The sequence below is a fragment of the Aeromonas sp. R5-4 genome (assembly GCF_040908215.1).
Taxonomy (GTDB): domain Bacteria; phylum Pseudomonadota; class Gammaproteobacteria; order Enterobacterales; family Aeromonadaceae; genus Aeromonas; species Aeromonas veronii.
Map to the genome: position 1 here is coordinate 94,504 of NZ_JBFODG010000014.1, position 18,661 is coordinate 113,164.

Genomic DNA, 18,661 nt, shown 5'->3' on the forward strand with positions numbered 1-18,661 from the left:
ATTGGGCCCTCAGGCGCCAGATTTCATGCTATCTATGCTCAATTTCATCTCTCCGAGACGACGGGCCAGCGCCCCGACGTTCCCGGCTCCTTGAGTCAGCACCAAATCTCCCTCGCCAATCAGGTCGGCCAGCACGGCTGGCACGTCATCTGGCGTGGCGACGAAGATGGGTTCCAGGTTGCCACGCGAGCGAATGGAGCGGCACAGTGCCCGTCCATCAGCGCCCGGGATCGGATCCTCACCGGCAGCATAAACCTCCAGCATCACCAGCACGTCTACCTTGGAGAGCACATCGGCGAAGTCCTCGTAGAGGTCGCGGGTGCGGGTATAACGGTGCGGCTGGAACACCATCACCAGACGCTTCTCGGGCCAACCGGCACGGGCGGCGTTGATGGTGACCTTCACTTCGCTCGGGTGGTGACCATAATCGTCCACCAGCATCGCCTTGCCGCGACCGGTTTCAAACTCGCCATACTGCTGGAAGCGACGACCAACCCCTTCAAATTTGGCCAGAGCAGAGATGATGGCCTCATCGCTGACACCGTCCTCTGTCGCGACAGCTATCGCCGCTGCGGCGTTCAATGCATTGTGAATACCCGGCAAATTGAGGGTCACCTGCAGCTCACCCGCCTCTTTGCGGCGAACACGGAAGCAGCTGTGGTTGGTGGTCTGGACAAAATCCAGCACCTGCACGTCGGCATCATCAGAGAGACCGTAGGTCAAGGTCGGACGGGCAATCTCGGGCAACATGCCACGGATCACCGGATCATCGATGCAGACCACCGCCAGTCCGTAGAAGGGCAGATTGTGCAGAAACTCGATGAAGGTGGCCTTCAGCTTGGAGAAATCACCGCCGTAGGTATCCATGTGATCCGCTTCGATGTTGGTCACGATAGAGACCATCGGCTGCAGATGCAGGAAAGAGGCGTCGCTCTCGTCCGCCTCGGCAATCAGGTAACGGCTGCTACCCAGACGGGCATTGGTACCGGCACTGTTGAGCAGGCCACCGATGACGAAGGTCGGATCGCGGTCGGCTTCGGCATAGATGCTCGCCACCAGACTGGTGGTGGTGGTCTTGCCGTGGGTACCGGCGATGGCGATACCGTGGCGGAAACGCATCAGCTCGGCCAGCATCTCGGCACGGCGCACGACCGGGATCCGCAGTTCGCGGGCAGCCAGCAGTTCCGGGTTGTCCTGCTTGATGGCGGTAGATACCACTACCACGCTGGCACCCTCAACGTGTTCGGCACTGTGGCCGACGAAGATGTGAGCACCCAGTCCAGCCAACCGCTCGGTCACGGCGTTGCGAGCCAGATCAGAACCCGTTACCTGATACCCTTCGTTGGCAAGCACTTCGGCGATCCCGCCCATACCGGCACCACCGATGCCGATAAAGTGGATGCGACGCACGCGGCGCATTTCGGGGATCACAGTACGCAGTTTTGCCAGTTCAACCTTGGTCATAATCGTCTCTTTAGTCTGCCGCAGGCCGTGTGCCGTCAAAGCGCGGCTGCACGGCGGCATCAATACATACAGGTACAAGGCTGCACGGTGTCACCGCTGCAACCTTGCTCATCAATCTTTACCACGCTGCCCGGTTGCGAGCTGTTTGCACTCATCCGCAACCCGCTCGGCCGCATCCGTGATGGCGACGCGGCGAGCCGCTTTCGCCATGTTAAACAGGGTCTCCCGGCGACCTGCCAACCAGGTCAAGCGTGCCGCCAGTGAGGCTGTGTTCAGCTCGGACTGGGGCAGAAACTCGGCTGCACCGCCGTCGACCAGGGTCAGGGCGTTACGGGTCTGGTGATCATCCACCGCATGGGGCAGCGGCACGAAAATGGCAGCCACACCGGCGGCAGCCACTTCGGAAACGGTCAGGGCACCAGCACGGCAGACCACCAGGTCGGCCCAGGCGTAGGCGCTGGCCATATCCTTGATAAATTCGCTCACCTCGGCATTGATGCCGTGCTGGGCATAGGCAGCAGAGACGGCCTCAGCATTGCCCTTGCCACACTGGTGACGCACTTCAATGGGCACACCGGATGCCGCCACCGCAGCAGGTACCTGCTCGTTGAGCACCCGCGCCCCCAGACTGCCACCCACGATCAGCAGATGCAGTGGCTCGTCCCCGCTGCGCAGTTGCGGATCCGGCAGGGCGACCACTTCGGGACGCACCGGATTACCCACCACGGCGGTGCGACGGCTTGGCGCGAAGGCGCCCGGAAATGCCATCAATACCCGCCTGGCGATACGGGCCAGCAGCTTGTTGGTCATGCCGGCAGCAGCATTTTGCTCATGGAGCAGCAGCGGGATACCGGAGAACCAGGCCGCCACGCCACCCGGGCCGGAAGCAAAACCGCCCATGCCGAGCACCACATCAGGGCGAACGGTCTTGAGCACCTGACGCGCCTGCAGGATCGATTTGACGATGCGATAGGGCGCCACCAGCAGTCGTTTGATGCCGTTGCCACGCACCCCCTGAATATCGATGAAGGAGATGGGATAACCGTGGGCGGGCACCAGCTCCGCCTCCATCCGGTCGGCAGTGCCGAGCCAGTGGACAGTCCAGCCCTGGGCCTTCAGGCGATCGGCCACGGCCAGACCGGGGAACACATGCCCACCGGTACCACCCGCCATCACCAACAGAGTCTTGCTCACTAAACCTCCCGCACGCGCGCCTGGGCTGTCGCCTGACGCAACTCAAAATCGATTCGAATCAACATGCTCACCGCCACCGACATGATGATGAGACTGGAACCACCGTAACTCACCAGCGGCAGGGTCAAGCCCTTGGTTGGCATCATGCCGCTGGCCGCGCCGACGTTAACGAAGGTCTGGAAGCTGAACCAGATGCCGATGCCGATGGCCAGATAACCGTCATAGAGCCGCTCTGCCACAAGCGCGCGATGCCCCAGCTTGAGCGCCTTGACCGCCAGCGCAAAAATCAGGAACAGGGCGCCCAGCACCCCGACGTAACCCAGCTCTTCACCAAGGATCGCAAACACGAAGTCAGTGTGCGCTTCCGGCAGGTACTCCATCTTCTGGATAGAGTTGCCAAGCCCTTCGCCAAACCAGCTGCCACGACCAAACGCCATCAGCGACTGGGTCAACTGGTAGCCGCTGCCGAACGGGTCGGCCCAGGGATCCATAAAGGAGGTCACTCGCCGCATCCGGTAGGGCTCGACGATAATCAGCATCACCACAGAGCCGAGGCCTGCGCCGATCAGGGTCAAAAACTGTCCCAGTCGGGCACCGGCCAGAAACAGCATGCCGAACGAGGTAACGAACATCACCACGGTAGAACCCAGGTCCGGCTGCAACAGCAGCAAGACCGCCAGCACCCCGAACACCGCCAGCGGTTTCAGGAAGCCGATCCAGGCTTCACGCACTTCGCTCTGGCGCCGCACCAGATAACCGGCCAGATAGACAAACAGCGCCAGCTTGCCAAACTCGGCAGGCTGCAGGTTGAAGGGGCCGAGCGGCAACCAGCGCACCGCACCGTTAACGTTTCGGCCCACCAGCAGCACCAGCACCAGCATCAAGATCGCCAGCAGCAGCATGGGGCCGTTGTGCTGTTGCCAGCGCGCCATCGGCACCTGCAACACAAACCAGGAGATACCGAGCGCCATCACCAGAAACAGGGCGTGACGCTTCACAAACATGAAGGGGTCATCCCCCAGCGCAATCCCTTCGGGGATCGACGCCGAGGCCACGATGACCACCCCGACCGCCATCAGGGAGAGCGCCAGCAGTACCAGCTGCCGATCGTAGAGACCGGCAGGACGCGCCGGTAACAGCCAGCGTTGGAACAGACCTGCTGCTGCGCGAAGGGCGTTCATAGCGCCAGCACCATCTCGGTGAAGCGATCGCCGCGCACCTCGAACGACTTGAACTGATCGAGGCTGGCACAGGCCGGCGCCAGCAGCACCCAGTCACCGGGCTTCGCATCGGCCGCTGCTTTGGCAACCGCAGCGGCCAGGTCGGCCACCCGTTCGGTCTGCTCGCCCAGTGCCAGCAGCACCTCTGCATCCTGACCGAAGCAGTACATGTGATCGATCTGGTTGCCCAACAGCGCCTGGATCGGGCCAAAATCCTGCCCCTTGCCCTGACCACCGGCCAGCAGCAGCAGGCGCCCCTTGACCGACTCGCGCACACCGGCAACGGCAGCCAGCGTGGCTCCCACGTTGGTGGCCTTGGAGTCGTTGATCCAGCGCACCCCGTTCACCTCGCGCACGAAGCGAGCACGGTGCGGCAAGCCCTCGAAACGACGCAGCACGGTAAGCTGAGCCGCTCGGGGAATGCCGACCGCATCGCACAGCGCCATGGCGGCCAGCGCGTTGGCCTGATTGTGGGCACCGACGATCTTCATCTCGTCTACCGCCAGCAGCGGTTCGCCGTGCAACGTCAACCAGTAGCGGCCATCCAGCAGGCAGCGGCCATAACCATTGCAGTCGAGACCAAAGCTCTGCCACACCTGACCCACATCCGGCAGGGTCTGGGCATCGTCACGATTGACCAGAATGTGTTTGGAGTGCTGATGGATCTCCATCTTGGCGGCGCGATAGTCGGCCATGCCCTGATAACGATCCATGTGATCTTCGGAGAGGTTCAGCACCACGGAGGCGGCAGCACGCAAACTGTGAGTAGTTTCCAGCTGGAAGCTGGAGAGCTCCAGCACACAAAGATCCATCGGCTGCTTGAGCAGCTCCAGCGCAGGCGTGCCGATATTGCCGCCCACGCCGACATTGAGACCGGCTTCGGCAATCATCTCACCCACCAAGGTAGTGACGGTGCTCTTGCCGTTGGAGCCGGTAATGGCGATGACCGGCGTCTGGGTCTCGCGAACAAACAGTTCGATGTCGCCGACGATCTGCACGCCACACTCGGCAGCCGCTTTCAGTTCGGGGGTCGCCAGCGCGATACCCGGGCTCGCGACAATCATGTGCGCCTGCTTGAGCAGCGCCTCGTCGAGACCGTGAATGAGCTCAACCTCAGACGGCAGTTGATCCTTGCCGGGCGGGTTGGCACGGGTATCCATCACCAGTGGCGTCACGCCACGGCCGAGGAAGTAATCGACACAGGAGAGCCCGGTTTTGCCCAATCCGATGATGATGACCATGGCCTTACCTCACCTTCAGGGTGGCAAGACCCAGCAGCACCAGCACGAGGGTGATAATCCAGAAGCGCACGATGACGCGCGGCTCCGGCCAACCCTTCTTCTCGTAGTGGTGATGGATCGGCGCCATGCGGAAGATCCGCACGCCGCGCAGTTTGTATGAACCCACCTGCAGGATCACCGAGACGGTCTCCATCACGAAGACGCCGCCCATGATCACCAGCAGGAACTCCTGACGGACCAACACGGCGATGGTACCGAGCGCGCCACCGAGGGCTAGGGAACCAACGTCGCCCATGAAGACCTGCGCCGGATAGGTGTTGAACCAGAGGAAACCCAGACCCGCCCCGACAATGGCGGTACAGACGATCACCAGCTCGGAGGTATAGGGCACGTAGGGAATGTGCAGGTAGTTGGCAAAGTTGACGTTACCGGTAGCCCAGGCGATCAGGGCAAAGCCCCCCGCTACCATCACGGTCGGCATGATGGCCAGGCCATCGAGACCGTCGGTCAGGTTGACCGCATTGGAGGTACCGACGATGACAAAGTAGGTCAGCACGATAAACATCAGGCCAAGCTGCGGCATCACATCCTTGAGGAAAGGCACCACCAGCTGGGTCTGCCCCTCATGGGTTGCAGTCGCATAGAGGAACACCGCCACCGCCAGCGCTACCGCGGATTGCCAGAAATACTTCCAGCGTGCGATCAGGCCGTCGGTATTCTTGCGCACCACCTTGAGGTAGTCGTCGGCAAAGCCGATGGCACCATAGGCACCCAGCACAAACAGCACCAGCCAGACATAGGGGTTGTCGAGGCGGCACCAGAGCAGCACAGACGTGAAAATCGCAGCAATGATCATCAGGCCACCCATGGTCGGGGTGCCCCGCTTGCTGAGGTGGGACTCGGGACCATCGTTGCGAATCACCTGACCGAATTTCAGGATCTGCAGGCGACGGATCAGTCGTGGCCCCATCCAGAGGGCAACCCCCAGTCCGGTGATGATCGACAGGATGGCGCGAAACGTCAGGTAGGAGAAGACGTTGAAGAAGGTGAAGTGCGGGGTGAGCAGTTCGGCCAGCCAGACTAGCATGTGGCTGACTCCTGATGGCCTTTGACCATCTCGACGATATCTTCCATGCGGGAGCCACGGGCCCCCTTGACCAGAATCGAAATTTCCTGATGTGTATTTATCATTTGCGCAAGCACTTCAAACAACGACGCCTTGTTATCGAAATGTCGGCCCGCCGCGGCATCTGCGGTGTGGCGACTCTCTTCCCCCACTGTCAGCACGGCATCCAGACCGCGCTCGCGGGCATGACGGCCAACCCGGGCGTGTTGCTCGGCAGACTCCTCACCCAGTTCCCGCATATCACCAAACACCAGCACCTTGAAGCCGCCCATGGCGGTCAGGGCATCGATGCCCGCCAGCACGGATTCCACGCTGGCATTGTAGGTATCATCTACCAGGGTCAAACCGCCCCAGCGCTGCACGCAGAAGCGCCCCTTGACCGGAGCCATCTGCTCCAGCCCCGCCTTGACACAGGCGAGGGATGCGCCGAGGGCCAGACAGCCCGCGGCGGCAGCCAACGCATTGGCCACGTTGTGGCGACCCGGGATCGCCAGAGTCAGGCTCAGCTCCCCTTGCGGGGTCACCATCACGAACTCGGCGCAGCCTAGCTCATTGAGCACAACGTTGCGCGCGTGGAACGGCTGGCTCTGATCGTCGATGGAGAAGGCGCACTGAATGCCGCGTTCCCGCCACTTTGGCCAGAATTCGTTGTCGGCATTGACGATAGCGGTGCCACCCTCGCTCAAGCCCTCAAAGATTTCACTCTTGGCGTGGAACACCCCTTCCAGCGAGCCGAAGCCCTCCAGATGGGCCGCCGCCACGTTGTTGATGATGGCGGCATCGGGTTTGGCCAGTGAAGTAGTCCAGGCGATCTCGCCCGGATGGTTGGCCCCCAGCTCCATCACCGCAAACTTGTGTTGCGGTTCGAGGCGCAGCAGGGTGAGCGGCACGCCCACCTCGTTGTTGAAGTTGCCAGCGGTGGCCAGCACTTCCCCTTCGTTGCGCAGTATGGCGGTTGCCATCTCCTTCACCGTGGTCTTGCCGCAGCTGCCGGTAATGGCCAGCACTTTCGGGTTGATGCGCTCACGCACCAGTTGGCCGAGACGGCCCAGCCCCTTCAGACTGTCGGTCACCACCAGCTGGGGGATGGCCAGCGGCAGCTCACGCTCGACCAGCAGGGCAGAGGCCCCTGCCTGAACGGCCTGCTCGCAAAAATCGTGGGCATCGAAGCGCTCGCCGCGCAGAGCAACGAACAGGGCACCCGCGCCCAGAGTGCGGGTGTCGGTACTGACGACGGTGATCTCGCCGTCGTCACCAATCAGACGGGCATCGAGTACCTGCGCCAGCTCGGCAAGCCTGAGGGTCATCATTTGAATGACTCCAATAATGTGTGCAAGGCGGCCGCGACGGTTTCCCGGTCGCTGTAGTGCCGCTTGTCGGTTCCAATGATCTGATAATCCTCGTGACCCTTACCGGCCACCAGGATGATGTCCTGTTTGCTCGCCTGACCGATGGCCAGCGCAATCGCCTTGACCCGGTCGTGCTCCACCTGCACCGCAGCAGGATCGCGAAGACCCGCCACCATGTCGGCCATGATCCGGGCCGGCTCCTCGGTACGGGGATTGTCGTCGGTCAGGATCACGCGATCCGCATACTGCTCGGCCATGGCGGCCATCATGGGGCGCTTGCCGCGATCGCGGTCGCCACCACAACCGACCAGGCACCAGAGCTGGCCTGTGCAGTGCACCCGCAGGGCCTGCAATGCCTTCTCCAGTGCATCCGGGGTGTGGGCGTAATCGACCACCGCCAGCGGCGTATCGCCACCGCCAAAACACTCCATGCGACCGGTCACCGGCTGCAATTGAGGCGCTGTAGCCAGCAGTTCGTTGAAGTCGTAACCGAGCACCAGCATCACGCCCATCGCGGCCAGCACATTGCTGACGTTGAAGCGCCCGAGCAAGGGGGCGGATAATACACCATTCCCCCAGCTGGAGTTAATCTGCGCACGAAAACCTTGCTGGTGAAAATCGAGCTGCTGCGCCGCTAATTGACGGCCAGAATGGTGTTCAATCGGGCCATTAACGCTGAACGCCACCGCTGCCGGGTATTTTTCGAGCCACTTGGCACCCAGCCCGTCATCGCGGTTGATCACCGCATTCGACTCATCGACCAGCTGCAACAGCTGCTCCTTGGCGGCGCCATAGGCTTCCATGGTGCCGTGATAATCGAGGTGATCCCGGCTCAGGTTGGTGAAAACGGCAGCGGCAAACGGCAGTGCGGCAACACGATGCTGCACCAGACCATGGCTGGAGACCTCCATCGCCACCAGATCCGCGCCCTGTTCTTGCAGCGCAGCCAGATTGGCTTGCACCTGCACGGCGCTGCCGGTGGTGTTTTCCGCTTCGATCAGATGGCCAAACAGGCCGTTGCCGATGGTGCCCATCACTCCGGCCTTGCCACCCAGCAGGGTGCGCCAGTTGGCGACCAGCAGCGCCGTGGTGCTCTTGCCATTGGTGCCGGTGATCCCGACCAGATCCAATTTTTGGGCTGGCTGATCGTAGAAATAGCCCGCAAGAGCAGAGAGGTGAGCGGGCAGATCCCGCATCCCGATACAGGGAACCGGAGTCGATGGTGGGATAAATTCACCATCCTCCTCAAACACAACAGCGGTCGCTCCTTGAGCCACCGCCTGTTCGATAAACCGTCTGCCATCCACCTGATGACCGCGAATGGCCACGAAGAGCGAGCCGGGGCCAACCCGCCGACTATCCAGCTGGATATCGGTCAAGGTGAGCGCCGGCGCCTGGATACCGAAGGGGCGCAGTAATGCATCAAGTGCGCGGGACAAGAGAAGCCTCCGTACGGGCAAGTTTGGTGGGCACCGCTGGCGGCACCGCATCGGGACGAATATTGAAGAGCTGCAGCACCCCGCCCATGGCCTCTGCAAACGGTGGGGTCGCCACGGCGCCGCCATAATAGGCGCTGCCTTTTGGCTCGTTGATCACCACCACCATGACGAAACGGGGATCACTGGCGGGTGCGAAACCGGCAAACCAGGCCATGTAATCCTTGCCATAGCCACCGGCGACGGCGACCTTGGCGGTACCACTCTTGCCGCCAACCCGATAGCCCGGAATCTTGGCTTTTGGAATGGCGTTGTCGACCACATACTCCAGCGCCTGCAACATGGCAGCGGCGTTGTTGTGATCAATAACTTGCTCACCCTTGGGCGGCGTAGTCACCTTGACGATGGAAAGCGGCACCCGTTTGCCCTTGTTAGCCAGGGTGGCGTAGGCGGAAGCCAGTTGCAGCGGGGTGACTCGCAGACCATAACCGAACGAGAGGGTTGCCCGCTCGATATCGGACCAGCGACGACGCTGGGGCAACATGCCGCTACTCTCGCCCATCAGCCCGCTGCCGGTATCCATGCCGAAACCGAACATGCTGAGGGTGTTGATCATCTCCTGCGCCGGCATCCGCAGCGCGATGCGCGACATACCAATGTTGGAGGAGTAACGCAGGATATCGTAGAGGTTGGTCGCCTTGTGGATACTGACGTCCTTGATCTGCTTGGCACCGATAAAGAGCGGACCACCGGGAATGAAATCTTTCCAGCTGGTGACACCTGCCTGCAAGGCACTGAGCAAAATCAATGGCTTGACGGTCGAACCCGGCTCGTAGGTATCAGTCACCACCCGGTTGCGTACCCGGAAGCTCTGATACTGGCCGCGGTTGTTCGGGTTATAGGAGGGGGTATTGACCATGGCGAGTACTTCACCGGTCTTGATATCCAGCATCACCATGGAGCCGGAGGTCGCCTTGTTCTCGTCGGTTGCCCGCTTGAGGGCACGGTAGGCCAGAGCCTGCACCCGCTGATCGATACTGAGCTGCAGATCGTTGGCGTTCTTGCCCTCTTTGACGATGCCAAGCCGCTCGATGACGCGCCCCTGACGATCCTTGCGCACCCGCATTTCGCCGGGTGTCGCCGTCAACCACTCGTTGTAGCTGCGCTCGATCCCTTCAATACCGCTGCCATCGATGTTGGTTACCCCCACCAGATGGGCGCTGATCTCGCCGGTCGGGTAGAAGCGGCGTGCTTCGGGGCGCAGGTAGACGCCACCCAGCTTGAGCCCCTTGATATATTCCGCTACCGCAGGAGTAACCTGACGCTGCAGATAGACGAAGCGCTTGCTGGGGTTGGCGATGCGGTGTTTGAGGGTATTGATGTCGAGCTTGAGCACGGCGGAGAGCGCCAGCCAAGCGCGCTCATTATTGATGGCCCCGGATTCGTGTACGGTCTTGGGATCGGCCCAGACCGCTTCGACCGGTACCGATACTGCCAGTTGCTCACCGTTGCGATCGGTGATCATGCCGCGCACTGCCTGGGTAGAGGTGGTACGCAGGGAGCGCATGTCCCCTTCCTGACGCAGGCGATCCGGATTGATCACCTGGATCCAGGCCAGACGCAGGATCAGACCCACAAACGCGATGCCGATAAACACCGCAAGCGTGCGAAAGCGCCACGGATAGATCGATGGCGCTTTGACATTCGCTTTGGCAGCTTTGGCTGTAGCCTTGCGTTTCATGGTTGGGTAATTACCTTCTCGGTGGTCACCAGCGGACGACCCATCTGCAACTTGTCCATCGCCAGACTCGCCACCCGGGAGTGTTCAGCAAGGGTGCCCTGTTCCAGCAGCAGGTGGCGCCATTCGATATTGAGGCGATCCTCTTCCGCCATCAGATCGTTCTGCTTGGCCGTCAGACCACGGGTCATGTTGGTCACCAGGATCACGGCAAACGCGGTCACCAGCACGGCGACCGACAGAAAAATCTGCAGCTTGTGCCGCCAGAGATCGGCAACGATCTCCTTGGCCAGATGCACACGCACTTCGCTCATCGCTTACTCCGCCAGCCGTTCGGCAACCCGCAGCACCGAGCTGCGTGACCGGCTGTTTTCAGATACTTCATGATCAGAAGGCTTGAGTGCCTTGCCGACCGACTTCAATTTGCGACCGCCAGCCAGCTGGGCCTCGGTCAACGGAATACCGTAAGGCACTTCCGGCCCCTTCTCGTGCTTGCGGATGAAATGCTTTACCAACCGGTCTTCCAGCGAATGGAAGCTGATCACTGACAAACGGCCATTTGGTGCCAGCACTTCCAGTGCACCGTTGAGCGCGGTTTCGATCTCGTCCAGCTCGCTGTTGATATAGATGCGAATGGCCTGGAAGCTGCGGGTTGCCGCATGCTTCCCCTTCTCCTTGCTCGGATTGACCCGGGCAATCATCTCCGCCAGTTGACGGGTACGCACATAAGGTTCGGTCACGCGGTCGTGCACGATGGCACGGGCGATCTTCTTGGCAAAACGCTCCTCACCGAAGGTCTTCAGCACCCAGGCGATGTCATCCACATCGGCCTTGGCCAGCCACTCGGCAGCGCTCTGACCGGAAGTGGGGTCCATCCGCATATCGAGCGGACCATCTTTCATAAAGCTGAACCCGCGCTCGGCATCATCCAGCTGGGGTGAAGAGACCCCCAGATCCAGCAGGAAGCCATCCACCTTGCCCAGCAAACCGCGCTCATCCAGATAGGAGGCGATGCCGGAGAAGGGGCCGTGCACGATTTCGAAACGGGGATCCTGGATCTTGGCGGCCTCGGCGATCGCCTGGGGATCGCGGTCGATGGCGATCAGGCGGCCATTGGGGCCAAGGTGCTGCAGGATCAGACGAGAATGACCACCACGGCCAAAAGTACCGTCGACGTAGACACCGTCCGGCTTGATGGCCAGACCTTCAACGGCTTCGTGCAGCAGCACTGTGATGTGTTCAGCGGCTTGGGTCATTTATAAAGAGAAATCCTGTAGTCGTGGTGAGCTTGCCCAATCGTCCCCGGGCAGACCCAAGATGTCGTCATTGACCTGTTGTTGCCAGCGGGCTTCATCCCACAGCTCAAACTTGTTGAGCTGGCCCACCAGCATGATTTTCTTGTCCAGCCCCGCATGGTTGCGCAGTGGCTGACTGAGCAGCAGACGGCCACTGCCATCCAGCTCGCATTCGGTTGCATGTCCCAGCAGCAGTCGCTGCAAACGGCGCTCTTGCGGATTCATGCTGGAGAGAGTCTTGAGCTTGCGCTCGACCTCTTCCCATTCATTCAGGGGATAAAGCAGCAGACAGGGATGGGCAATATCGATGGTGCAGACCAGCTGGCCGTCGCTTTCATCGCGCAGCCAATCACGAAATTTGGTCGGAATTGCCAGCCGCCCTTTACTGTCCAGGCTGATGGCATGAGCGCCACGCAACAAATTGCAGTCCCTGAAGGTGAGTGAGCAGGCAGATTGCCCCTCTAAAAACCACTTTGATCCACTTTTCCCCACCTTGAAGTTTAAGGACGAGCAGGGGGCTTTTCAAGCAAGGAGATGGGACAGAGGGAACATATTGACGCAGCAATTGCATGCTGCGGATTGAGTAGGTTGATTTTCCAAGAGTTATTGCTGAAAAAACAGAAAGTGATTAATAAGCAGCAAGTCGGTGAGCGGTCACTATCTGGGCGATATGATGAAACGGAACAATACCACTGCACAGAGCAAAATACTGACACATATCACTGGATAGATGATGTAACCATCTTTCGAACGGCGAGCACGCAGAGACACCAGCTGACAAAGCAACAGATTGTAAATAATCAGCAGGGATGTCAGCAGAATATTGGTGGCAAATGTCAGCTCTTGAGCGTAACCAATGTACAAGCCCATCAGAATGAAATTGGCGAGTATCAGATACAGCAAAAACTTCTGAATCGCTTTACCCGAATTTGGGCTCTTTTTTACTCGTGTTATCATGCTTGCTACGTCCTGGATTACACATGATCAGACGACCTTAAATTCAAAAAACTGTTGAGATATATCATGTTTTTATTATTGCGCGATCCTTGCTCAACAATTGCCCCATGACCCGGCTCATTTCTTTACTAATGTGCGGGATGTTAATGATATCAACATCTTGCCATGCTTATCACAATTATCAGTGGCAAGCTGGTTTCCCTGTCCCGATTCAGGGTAAAGGGGCAGATTTGGTCGGTCAGCAGCAGCAATTCTTGCTGAAGCAGCGCCCTTATCTTCAACAACGTCTTGCGGAGACACAGCCCGTTATTCGCTGGGTCGCGGAACAGGTTCACGAACGCAAACTGCCGCCCTTGCTTGCCTTTGTTCCTTTACTGGAAAGCAGTTACCGATTGGATGTGGTCTCTTCTGCTGGCGCCGCAGGCCCTTGGCAGCTGATGCCAGATACCGCCACCCGATTTGCCATTCCCATCACCAGCGAATTTGATGGGCGCTATTCACTGCCATTGGCGACAGAGGCTGCCCTTTCATATCTGGCATGGCTGTATCGCTTCTTTGGCAATGACTGGCTGCTTGCTTTGGCCGCCTACAACGCAGGAGAAGGGCGGGTACTCAATGCGGTTTTAAAAGCGGGGACACGTAATATATGGGAACTGGAGCTTCCGACTGAAACACGCTTTTATGTCGCGCGCTTTGTTGCGCTGGCAAGACTGCTTGATATGGCTGACAGCTATCAGTTTCAACTTCCGCCATGGCACAGCGGCAATGACTTGCAAATATTCCGTCATCCGAACGGCTGCTCACTGCCCGCGTGGGCTCAGGCAAAAGGCGTATCAATGAATGAAGCCAGCCGCTGGAATCCGGCCTGGCAACTCCCTGTCGCGCAAGGGATAACCCATTGCCCTATCGTCTACAGCAAGGGCAAAGCCCCCACCGCCAACCAGAAGAAAGGGGCGACCGCCATTGTCAAAGCGGTCTCACTGGACAGTCTGCATGATCCCCTGTTGCTGAAAGCTGCCAGGGGGCTTGATATGAGTCGAGGCGAGATCAGACTGGAACGCTTACCTGATCCTCTTGGGATTCAGCAGAAGCGGCCGCTGATTGCGGCACCATGAAACAGTGGCGCCAATGGCTCAGTACCGGAGCCAAATCAACCTCTTCCGGATATGACCAGCGAGCCCCGTAAAAGCAGAGCTGCCGGCCAATGGCGCGACGATGAGTGATGTTGCAATCCAGCGCAATTCGCGGCAACAGGGAGAGCGTCACCGTTTCGGGTAATTCAAATCGAGCCGGAGCAAGGAAACCGACCCCGCCCGGGCCAATATCTTTGATCACTGCGCGGCCGATACTCTTGTCAAACAGCAATCCCGAAATCAGCAATCTGGCCGCAATCCCGCAACTCTGTGACTCGAAAGGCGTTGTTCCATCGTGCAAATACCAGCGAGGCACCTTTCTGCGTGGATCATTGTGCGAGGAATGCAGCGGAAACTCGATCTCAGGGTCGTCCATGGGAAATCATCTCCTTGGCATGACTAGCTGCCGCTTGCGTTTGGGAGCTGAAAAGTTGCTCCAGATTGGTTTCTGCCTGAGTTGTCATGACCAACAATTCAATGCGCCGATTACGGCTGCTTTGTGGATTCCGGGTATCTTCCAGCATGGTATCGGCCATCGCGACAACCTGCCCGACCCGTTCAGGTGGCATGCCGCCTGTCAGCAACACCCGTCTTGCCATCATGGCGCGGTCTGACGAGAGTTCCCAGTTGCTGTAGTTGTCACTAGCAAACGGTGTGCTGTCGGTATGGCCAGAAATCATGACCCGATTCTCGATACGCTGGAATATGGGGGCCAATGCCATCAACATATGGCGAAAGAAAGGGCTGATGCGGGCACTGCCGCGGCTATACATTTCCCGATCCGCGTCATCACGGATCAGGATCCGCAATCCTTGGGGAACAATTTGAATCTCGAGGTTATTCTTCGCCTGCATCTGCTCAGCAAGATGGTCGATAAAGCTGGCCAGCTGCTTCATCTGGGCTTCCCCCTCAAGTTTACCTATCAACAGCTTTTCATACCCGCCGCCCGGACCGTCAGAAAAAATGCTCTGATTACGATCCATATGCTTGGGCATCAGCTGACCCTGCTGATCGAACTTGGGGTTAAGCTCATCCATCACTGAGGGATTGCCACCGAGATCGACAGGATAGGGGCTATTGCGAATATCAAACGGGTTTGCCTCACTGTCCATGATGCTGTAGTCCCGCAGGCGGCTGGCAACGACTTCCCGCTCCTCCTGATTGGACACAGCCAGGATCCACAGCACCATGAAGAACGCCATCATGGCCAACGTGAAGTCGGCAAATGCCACCTTCCAGGCGCCGCCCCCTTTGGGACCGCTGTTACGACGCTGCTGGCGCTTGACGATAATCTGTTCGTGATTGCGCATTACATCGCCCTGTTGGTCACCCAATCTTCCAGCTCAAGGAAGCTTGGTTTGACTTCAGGCTCCAGGATCTTGCGACCCGAATCGACGGCAAGCAGCGGTGTCTTGCCACGCAACTGGGCAATCAGGATCGACTTGATGCACATCAACAGGCCGATACGGCGCTTGACCATCTCTTCCATGGCATTGCTGATTGGCTCCAGCAAGCAGTAGCAGAGGAAAATACCGATAAAGGTGCCCACCAGAGCAGCCGCCACATGGACACCGATATTGCTCAGAGGGCCATCCAGTTGCTGCATGGTGATGATGATCCCCATCACCGCAGCAAGAATGCCGAAGCCCGGGCAGGCCTCGCCGGTTTTGTGCAAGGCATGAGCAGGCTTGAGCATGTCCTCTTCAATGGCCATGATCTCCTGCTCCAGCACGGTATCCAGTTCATGGGGGGTGATCTTGCCCATTCCGAGCAGACGCAGGTTATCGATAATGAAACCAAGCAGTTGGGGATCTTCCGAAATCTGGGGATACATCAAGAAAACCGAGCTCTGCTGGGGATTTTCAATATGCTCGTCGAGCGCCTTCATCCCCTTATTGCGTGTCTCTTCAAGCAGTTGATGCATCAGAGTCAGCAGCTCACGATAGACCTCTTTCTCTTCTTTATTCGCTTTGAAGCACATCTTTATCTGCCGCCACATTTCATGCATCACCTCTTTCGAGTTGCCCAGAAACATGGAGCCTACCGCTGCGCCGATGATGATGATGAGCTCGGCTGGCTGCCACAAGGCTGCGAGGTTTCCCCCGGCCATCATGAAGCCACCCAGCACGCACACTAATATGACGCCGATGCCAATCTGTTTTTGCATGAATGTTCCCGCACGATACAAGAAGGGTCACCAGTAAAGGTGAAGCACTACTATATGGAGTCGACCAATCGCTGCTTTAGCTGAAGTACACATTGTTTGTGCAGCTGACAAACCCGGGATTCGGTTAATCCCAGCACCAACGCGATCTCTTTCATGTTGAGCTCTTGCTGGTAATAGAGGGAAAGCAATAACTGCTCGCGTTTATCCAGAGTGGCCAACACCTTGCTGATGGTCATCGCCATATCGACATCATCAGATTCGGTAGTCGGGGCTTTACCGCCATTCTCCAGCCACTCTTCCAGACTCTGCAGCGCTTCAGCCTGGCTGGCGTAGGACAACTGACGCACCTCATCCACCGAACAGTCGAGCGCAGTAGCAAGTTCTTGCTCTGAGGGGGGGCGCCCCAAACGATTGTGCAGTTCACGCTGCGCCTGATTATGGCCGTGTACCTGCTGTCGCAGTTGGCGGGGTCGCCAGTCCAGACGGCGCAACTCATCGAGCATGGCGCCACGAATCCGTTTGAAGGCATAACTTTCAAACTGGGCATCGGGCTCGCTGCCATAACGGCGCCACGCCTCCAGCAATCCCATCATTCCCACCTGCTCCATGTCCTCCTGATCAAAACAGGCACTGACCTGGCTGCGCAGATGGCTGGCGGCTCGCTTCACCAAGGGTAGATAGCGAGCAAGAATAGCGGGCTCTCCCGTGCGAGGAAGTTGCGGAGTATCGGCAAACTCTTGTTGAGCATCCCAAACGGAATCTGTCATATCGTGGCTACTGTACCAGTACCTTGGTGATCAGCACTTCATCAAGATAGGGCTTATAGCCATATCCCTGTACCGTAGTGACCAGCTTGTCGCGCAGAGAGACTTGCAACTTGGAAATATTCTGCAGCTCGACTTTTACGTCATCATGGGAGCGGTGGCTGAAATACTGCACCATGGCATTGCGGATCAGTGGCGTCAGTTCATCCAGCTTGGCAACCTGCGCCGGGTTGTAGGTCACCAGTGCCAGCTCCAGCACCAGATAATGAGACTGCTCACCCCCTTCCAGACTGATAACAAAGCGCTCCATCGGCTTGAACAGCGGAGTGCTGCTCAGCTCGGGCTTTGGCTCTGCCAATCCGAGCCAGACTTCGACCACATCGCGCTTAAGCCATGCGCCATAGGCCAGTATGGCCAACAGACACAGAGCCATGACGAATATCATCAACCACTTCATGACACGCCGCATAATGTAAAACCACTCTCGTTATTACGGGTTAAAAATCAGACCAGTGTATTGAGCCAGTCGTGCACCGTATCCCATTGGGAATCCGGATCATCCTGCCACTGGCGGCGGCCAGCCAGGATCTTCTCCTGTTGCCACCGCTCCTGCTGTCCCTGTTCGCCACCCTGCCCCACATTGACCTCGACCCCACCGGCATGATGGGGAGCCAAGCTCATGCGCAAGCGCTCCATCGACTGGATCATCGCATCGCGCACAGCCGGATTGGTCACGTTCAACTGGACATTGAGCCGGTCACCATCGAGCTTGACGGTCAACTCCAGTCGCCCCAGCTCTGGCGGGTCCAGCCGGATATGAGCCTGTTTCACCTGTTGATTGACCTGCAGTTCAACCTTGTCCTGAAGCAGGCTAACCAGCTGCTGTCCCCACTGGCTCTGGTTGTCTGGCAACCGGACAGGAGCCCATTGATAGTCGACCGGACGCAGCGGTGCAGCGGCGAGTTGTCCGACTGCCAGCTGGCGAGCATCTGGCAACCTGTTTTCTACCGCAGCGGTGTCAGGCACACTTCCCATATCCAAACCGGCAGCCATAACCGGCAAGGTGAAGCGGCCGGGCAATACACCGGTTTGCCCATTCGATTTGACAAGCAACGTAGAGAGCGCCTGTTCTGCAGCGGCAGAGACCGTTTCACGACGCGGCATCACCTCTTGCTCGGGCAGCGCGGTCGCACTCCCCATCAAGGTACGAAGAGAGGGTGGCAATTTGTTATCCACCACCACCTGCTGGCCACCGGTGCTACCTTCAGCTCGGGAAAAAGTACGGCTCACACGAAAACCATCAAGATCGGCATCACTTACTCTGACAAAGAGAGGAGGCATATTGGTAAACGCTGGCAGCTGTTCAGCCGGGTCGCCTTCCGCCCCCGGCTGTTCTCTCTCTTTTTCCTCTACCGCAACATCGCTAGCAGCCAGCTCGGGCAAGGGCAATGCAAGCAGAGGGTCAACCGCCTCATCCAGCGGTTGATACAGCTCACCTTCACTGCCGGCTTGGCCGGACAAACGGTTCAAGGCCGTGACATCAGGCGAATACGCAGCGTCAAAACCGCTAAATTGAA

At 58.7% G+C, this 18,661-nt stretch carries 18 protein-coding genes; 1 reads left to right on the top strand and 17 read right to left on the bottom strand.

The genetic code is table 11. From position 1 onward, the window contains the following. Positions 1 to 9 precede the first annotated feature (9 nt). From murC to mraZ, 11 genes are all read right to left on the bottom strand, one after another. The gene (gene murC / locus AB5Y83_RS05960; protein ID WP_139463616.1) at positions 10 to 1,464 is read right to left on the bottom strand and encodes a UDP-N-acetylmuramate--L-alanine ligase; all 1,455 of its coding nucleotides are present in this window, start codon (positions 1,462 to 1,464) and stop codon (positions 10 to 12) included. A 111-nt stretch (positions 1,465 to 1,575) separates the two neighbouring features. Continuing rightward, complete coding sequence (gene murG / locus AB5Y83_RS05965; protein WP_005355117.1) at positions 1,576 to 2,658, bottom strand: undecaprenyldiphospho-muramoylpentapeptide beta-N-acetylglucosaminyltransferase; 1,083 nt, start codon at positions 2,656 to 2,658, stop codon at positions 1,576 to 1,578. Beyond that, a complete protein-coding gene (gene ftsW, locus AB5Y83_RS05970) occupies positions 2,658 to 3,839 on the bottom strand; it encodes a cell division protein FtsW (RefSeq protein ID WP_005336154.1) in 1,182 nt (393 codons plus the stop codon). Before ftsW ends, murG begins: the two co-directional genes overlap by 1 nt. Continuing rightward, complete coding sequence (gene murD / locus AB5Y83_RS05975; protein WP_227272922.1) at positions 3,836 to 5,119, bottom strand: UDP-N-acetylmuramoyl-L-alanine--D-glutamate ligase; 1,284 nt, start codon at positions 5,117 to 5,119, stop codon at positions 3,836 to 3,838. The genes ftsW and murD overlap by 4 nt, the downstream gene beginning before the upstream one ends. Before the next feature lie 4 nt (positions 5,120 to 5,123). After that, a complete protein-coding gene (gene mraY / locus AB5Y83_RS05980) occupies positions 5,124 to 6,206 on the bottom strand; it encodes a phospho-N-acetylmuramoyl-pentapeptide-transferase (RefSeq protein ID WP_005355120.1) in 1,083 nt (360 codons plus the stop codon). After that, positions 6,200 to 7,555 (bottom strand): UDP-N-acetylmuramoyl-tripeptide--D-alanyl-D-alanine ligase, encoded by a 1,356-nt coding sequence (gene murF, locus AB5Y83_RS05985; protein WP_368174850.1) that lies wholly within the window; start codon positions 7,553 to 7,555, stop codon positions 6,200 to 6,202. The genes mraY and murF overlap by 7 nt, the downstream gene beginning before the upstream one ends. Then, entirely contained in the window at positions 7,552 to 9,084 is a 1,533-nt protein-coding gene (murE, locus tag AB5Y83_RS05990; RefSeq protein ID WP_279488483.1) for a UDP-N-acetylmuramoyl-L-alanyl-D-glutamate--2,6-diaminopimelate ligase, read from the bottom strand. The genes murF and murE overlap by 4 nt, the downstream gene beginning before the upstream one ends. Continuing rightward, the gene (locus tag AB5Y83_RS05995; RefSeq protein ID WP_005336163.1) at positions 9,017 to 10,771 is read right to left on the bottom strand and encodes a peptidoglycan glycosyltransferase FtsI; all 1,755 of its coding nucleotides are present in this window, start codon (positions 10,769 to 10,771) and stop codon (positions 9,017 to 9,019) included. The genes murE and AB5Y83_RS05995 overlap by 68 nt, the downstream gene beginning before the upstream one ends. After that, complete coding sequence (gene ftsL, locus AB5Y83_RS06000) at positions 10,768 to 11,082, bottom strand: cell division protein FtsL (RefSeq protein ID WP_005336166.1); 315 nt, start codon at positions 11,080 to 11,082, stop codon at positions 10,768 to 10,770. The genes AB5Y83_RS05995 and ftsL overlap by 4 nt, the downstream gene beginning before the upstream one ends. 3 nt (positions 11,083 to 11,085) lie before the next feature. Then, positions 11,086 to 12,024 (bottom strand): 16S rRNA (cytosine(1402)-N(4))-methyltransferase RsmH, encoded by a 939-nt coding sequence (gene rsmH, locus AB5Y83_RS06005; protein ID WP_194495598.1) that lies wholly within the window; start codon positions 12,022 to 12,024, stop codon positions 11,086 to 11,088. Next, positions 12,025 to 12,483: a division/cell wall cluster transcriptional repressor MraZ gene (mraZ, locus tag AB5Y83_RS06010; protein ID WP_279488484.1), complete on the bottom strand. Its 459-nt coding sequence runs from the start codon at positions 12,481 to 12,483 to the stop codon at positions 12,025 to 12,027. Positions 12,484 to 13,127: 644 nt separating this feature from the next. On the opposite strand from mraZ, the gene AB5Y83_RS06015 reads away from it, so the two are divergent. Beyond that, complete coding sequence (locus AB5Y83_RS06015; protein WP_234881615.1) at positions 13,128 to 14,135, top strand: lytic transglycosylase domain-containing protein; 1,008 nt, start codon at positions 13,128 to 13,130, stop codon at positions 14,133 to 14,135. On the opposite strand, the gene AB5Y83_RS06020 is transcribed toward AB5Y83_RS06015, so the two are convergent. From AB5Y83_RS06020 to AB5Y83_RS06045, 6 genes are all read right to left on the bottom strand, one after another. Next, complete coding sequence (locus tag AB5Y83_RS06020) at positions 14,068 to 14,529, bottom strand: hypothetical protein (RefSeq protein WP_080660212.1); 462 nt, start codon at positions 14,527 to 14,529, stop codon at positions 14,068 to 14,070. The two genes, AB5Y83_RS06015 and AB5Y83_RS06020, sit on opposite strands and share 68 nt — an antisense overlap. After that, on the bottom strand, positions 14,516 to 15,463 hold the full coding sequence (gene lafU / locus AB5Y83_RS06025) for a lateral flagellar motor protein LafU (protein ID WP_368174851.1): 948 nt from the start codon (positions 15,461 to 15,463) through the stop codon (positions 14,516 to 14,518). The genes AB5Y83_RS06020 and lafU overlap by 14 nt, the downstream gene beginning before the upstream one ends. Further along, positions 15,463 to 16,320, bottom strand: coding sequence for a lateral flagellar motor stator protein LafT (lafT, locus tag AB5Y83_RS06030; protein ID WP_019444796.1), 858 nt, complete (start codon positions 16,318 to 16,320; stop codon positions 15,463 to 15,465). Before lafT ends, lafU begins: the two co-directional genes overlap by 1 nt. A gap of 50 nt (positions 16,321 to 16,370) precedes the next feature. Next, on the bottom strand, positions 16,371 to 17,087 hold the full coding sequence (gene lafS, locus AB5Y83_RS06035) for a lateral flagellar system RNA polymerase sigma factor LafS (RefSeq protein ID WP_026034857.1): 717 nt from the start codon (positions 17,085 to 17,087) through the stop codon (positions 16,371 to 16,373). A gap of 7 nt (positions 17,088 to 17,094) precedes the next feature. Then, a complete protein-coding gene (lafF, locus tag AB5Y83_RS06040; RefSeq protein WP_269428984.1) occupies positions 17,095 to 17,517 on the bottom strand; it encodes a lateral flagellar basal body-associated protein LafF in 423 nt (140 codons plus the stop codon). A 71-nt stretch (positions 17,518 to 17,588) separates the two neighbouring features. Continuing rightward, the gene (locus AB5Y83_RS06045; RefSeq protein ID WP_230848189.1) at positions 17,589 to 18,614 is read right to left on the bottom strand and encodes a flagellar hook-length control protein FliK; all 1,026 of its coding nucleotides are present in this window, start codon (positions 18,612 to 18,614) and stop codon (positions 17,589 to 17,591) included. Positions 18,615 to 18,661: the final 47 nt, after the last annotated feature.

Coding starts and splice junctions, on each gene's coding strand:
- mraY (WP_005355120.1), bottom strand. CDS start 6,206: ATGCTAGTCTGGCTGGCCGAACTGCTCACCCCGCACTTCACCTTCTTC.
- murF (WP_368174850.1), bottom strand. CDS start 7,555: ATGATGACCCTCAGGCTTGCCGAGCTGGCGCAGGTACTCGATGCCCGT.
- rsmH (WP_194495598.1), bottom strand. CDS start 12,024: ATGACCCAAGCCGCTGAACACATCACAGTGCTGCTGCACGAAGCCGTT.
- murD (WP_227272922.1), bottom strand. CDS start 5,119: ATGGTCATCATCATCGGATTGGGCAAAACCGGGCTCTCCTGTGTCGAT.
- murE (WP_279488483.1), bottom strand. CDS start 9,084: ATGCGGTGCCGCCAGCGGTGCCCACCAAACTTGCCCGTACGGAGGCTT.
- AB5Y83_RS05995 (WP_005336163.1), bottom strand. CDS start 10,771: ATGAAACGCAAGGCTACAGCCAAAGCTGCCAAAGCGAATGTCAAAGCG.
- AB5Y83_RS06015 (WP_234881615.1), top strand. CDS start 13,128: ATGACCCGGCTCATTTCTTTACTAATGTGCGGGATGTTAATGATATCA.
- lafS (WP_026034857.1), bottom strand. CDS start 17,087: ATGACAGATTCCGTTTGGGATGCTCAACAAGAGTTTGCCGATACTCCG.
- ftsW (WP_005336154.1), bottom strand. CDS start 3,839: ATGAACGCCCTTCGCGCAGCAGCAGGTCTGTTCCAACGCTGGCTGTTA.
- lafU (WP_368174851.1), bottom strand. CDS start 15,463: ATGCGCAATCACGAACAGATTATCGTCAAGCGCCAGCAGCGTCGTAAC.
- lafF (WP_269428984.1), bottom strand. CDS start 17,517: ATGGCTCTGTGTCTGTTGGCCATACTGGCCTATGGCGCATGGCTTAAG.
- lafT (WP_019444796.1), bottom strand. CDS start 16,320: ATGCAAAAACAGATTGGCATCGGCGTCATATTAGTGTGCGTGCTGGGT.
- AB5Y83_RS06020 (WP_080660212.1), bottom strand. CDS start 14,529: ATGGACGACCCTGAGATCGAGTTTCCGCTGCATTCCTCGCACAATGAT.
- ftsL (WP_005336166.1), bottom strand. CDS start 11,082: ATGAGCGAAGTGCGTGTGCATCTGGCCAAGGAGATCGTTGCCGATCTC.
- murC (WP_139463616.1), bottom strand. CDS start 1,464: ATGACCAAGGTTGAACTGGCAAAACTGCGTACTGTGATCCCCGAAATG.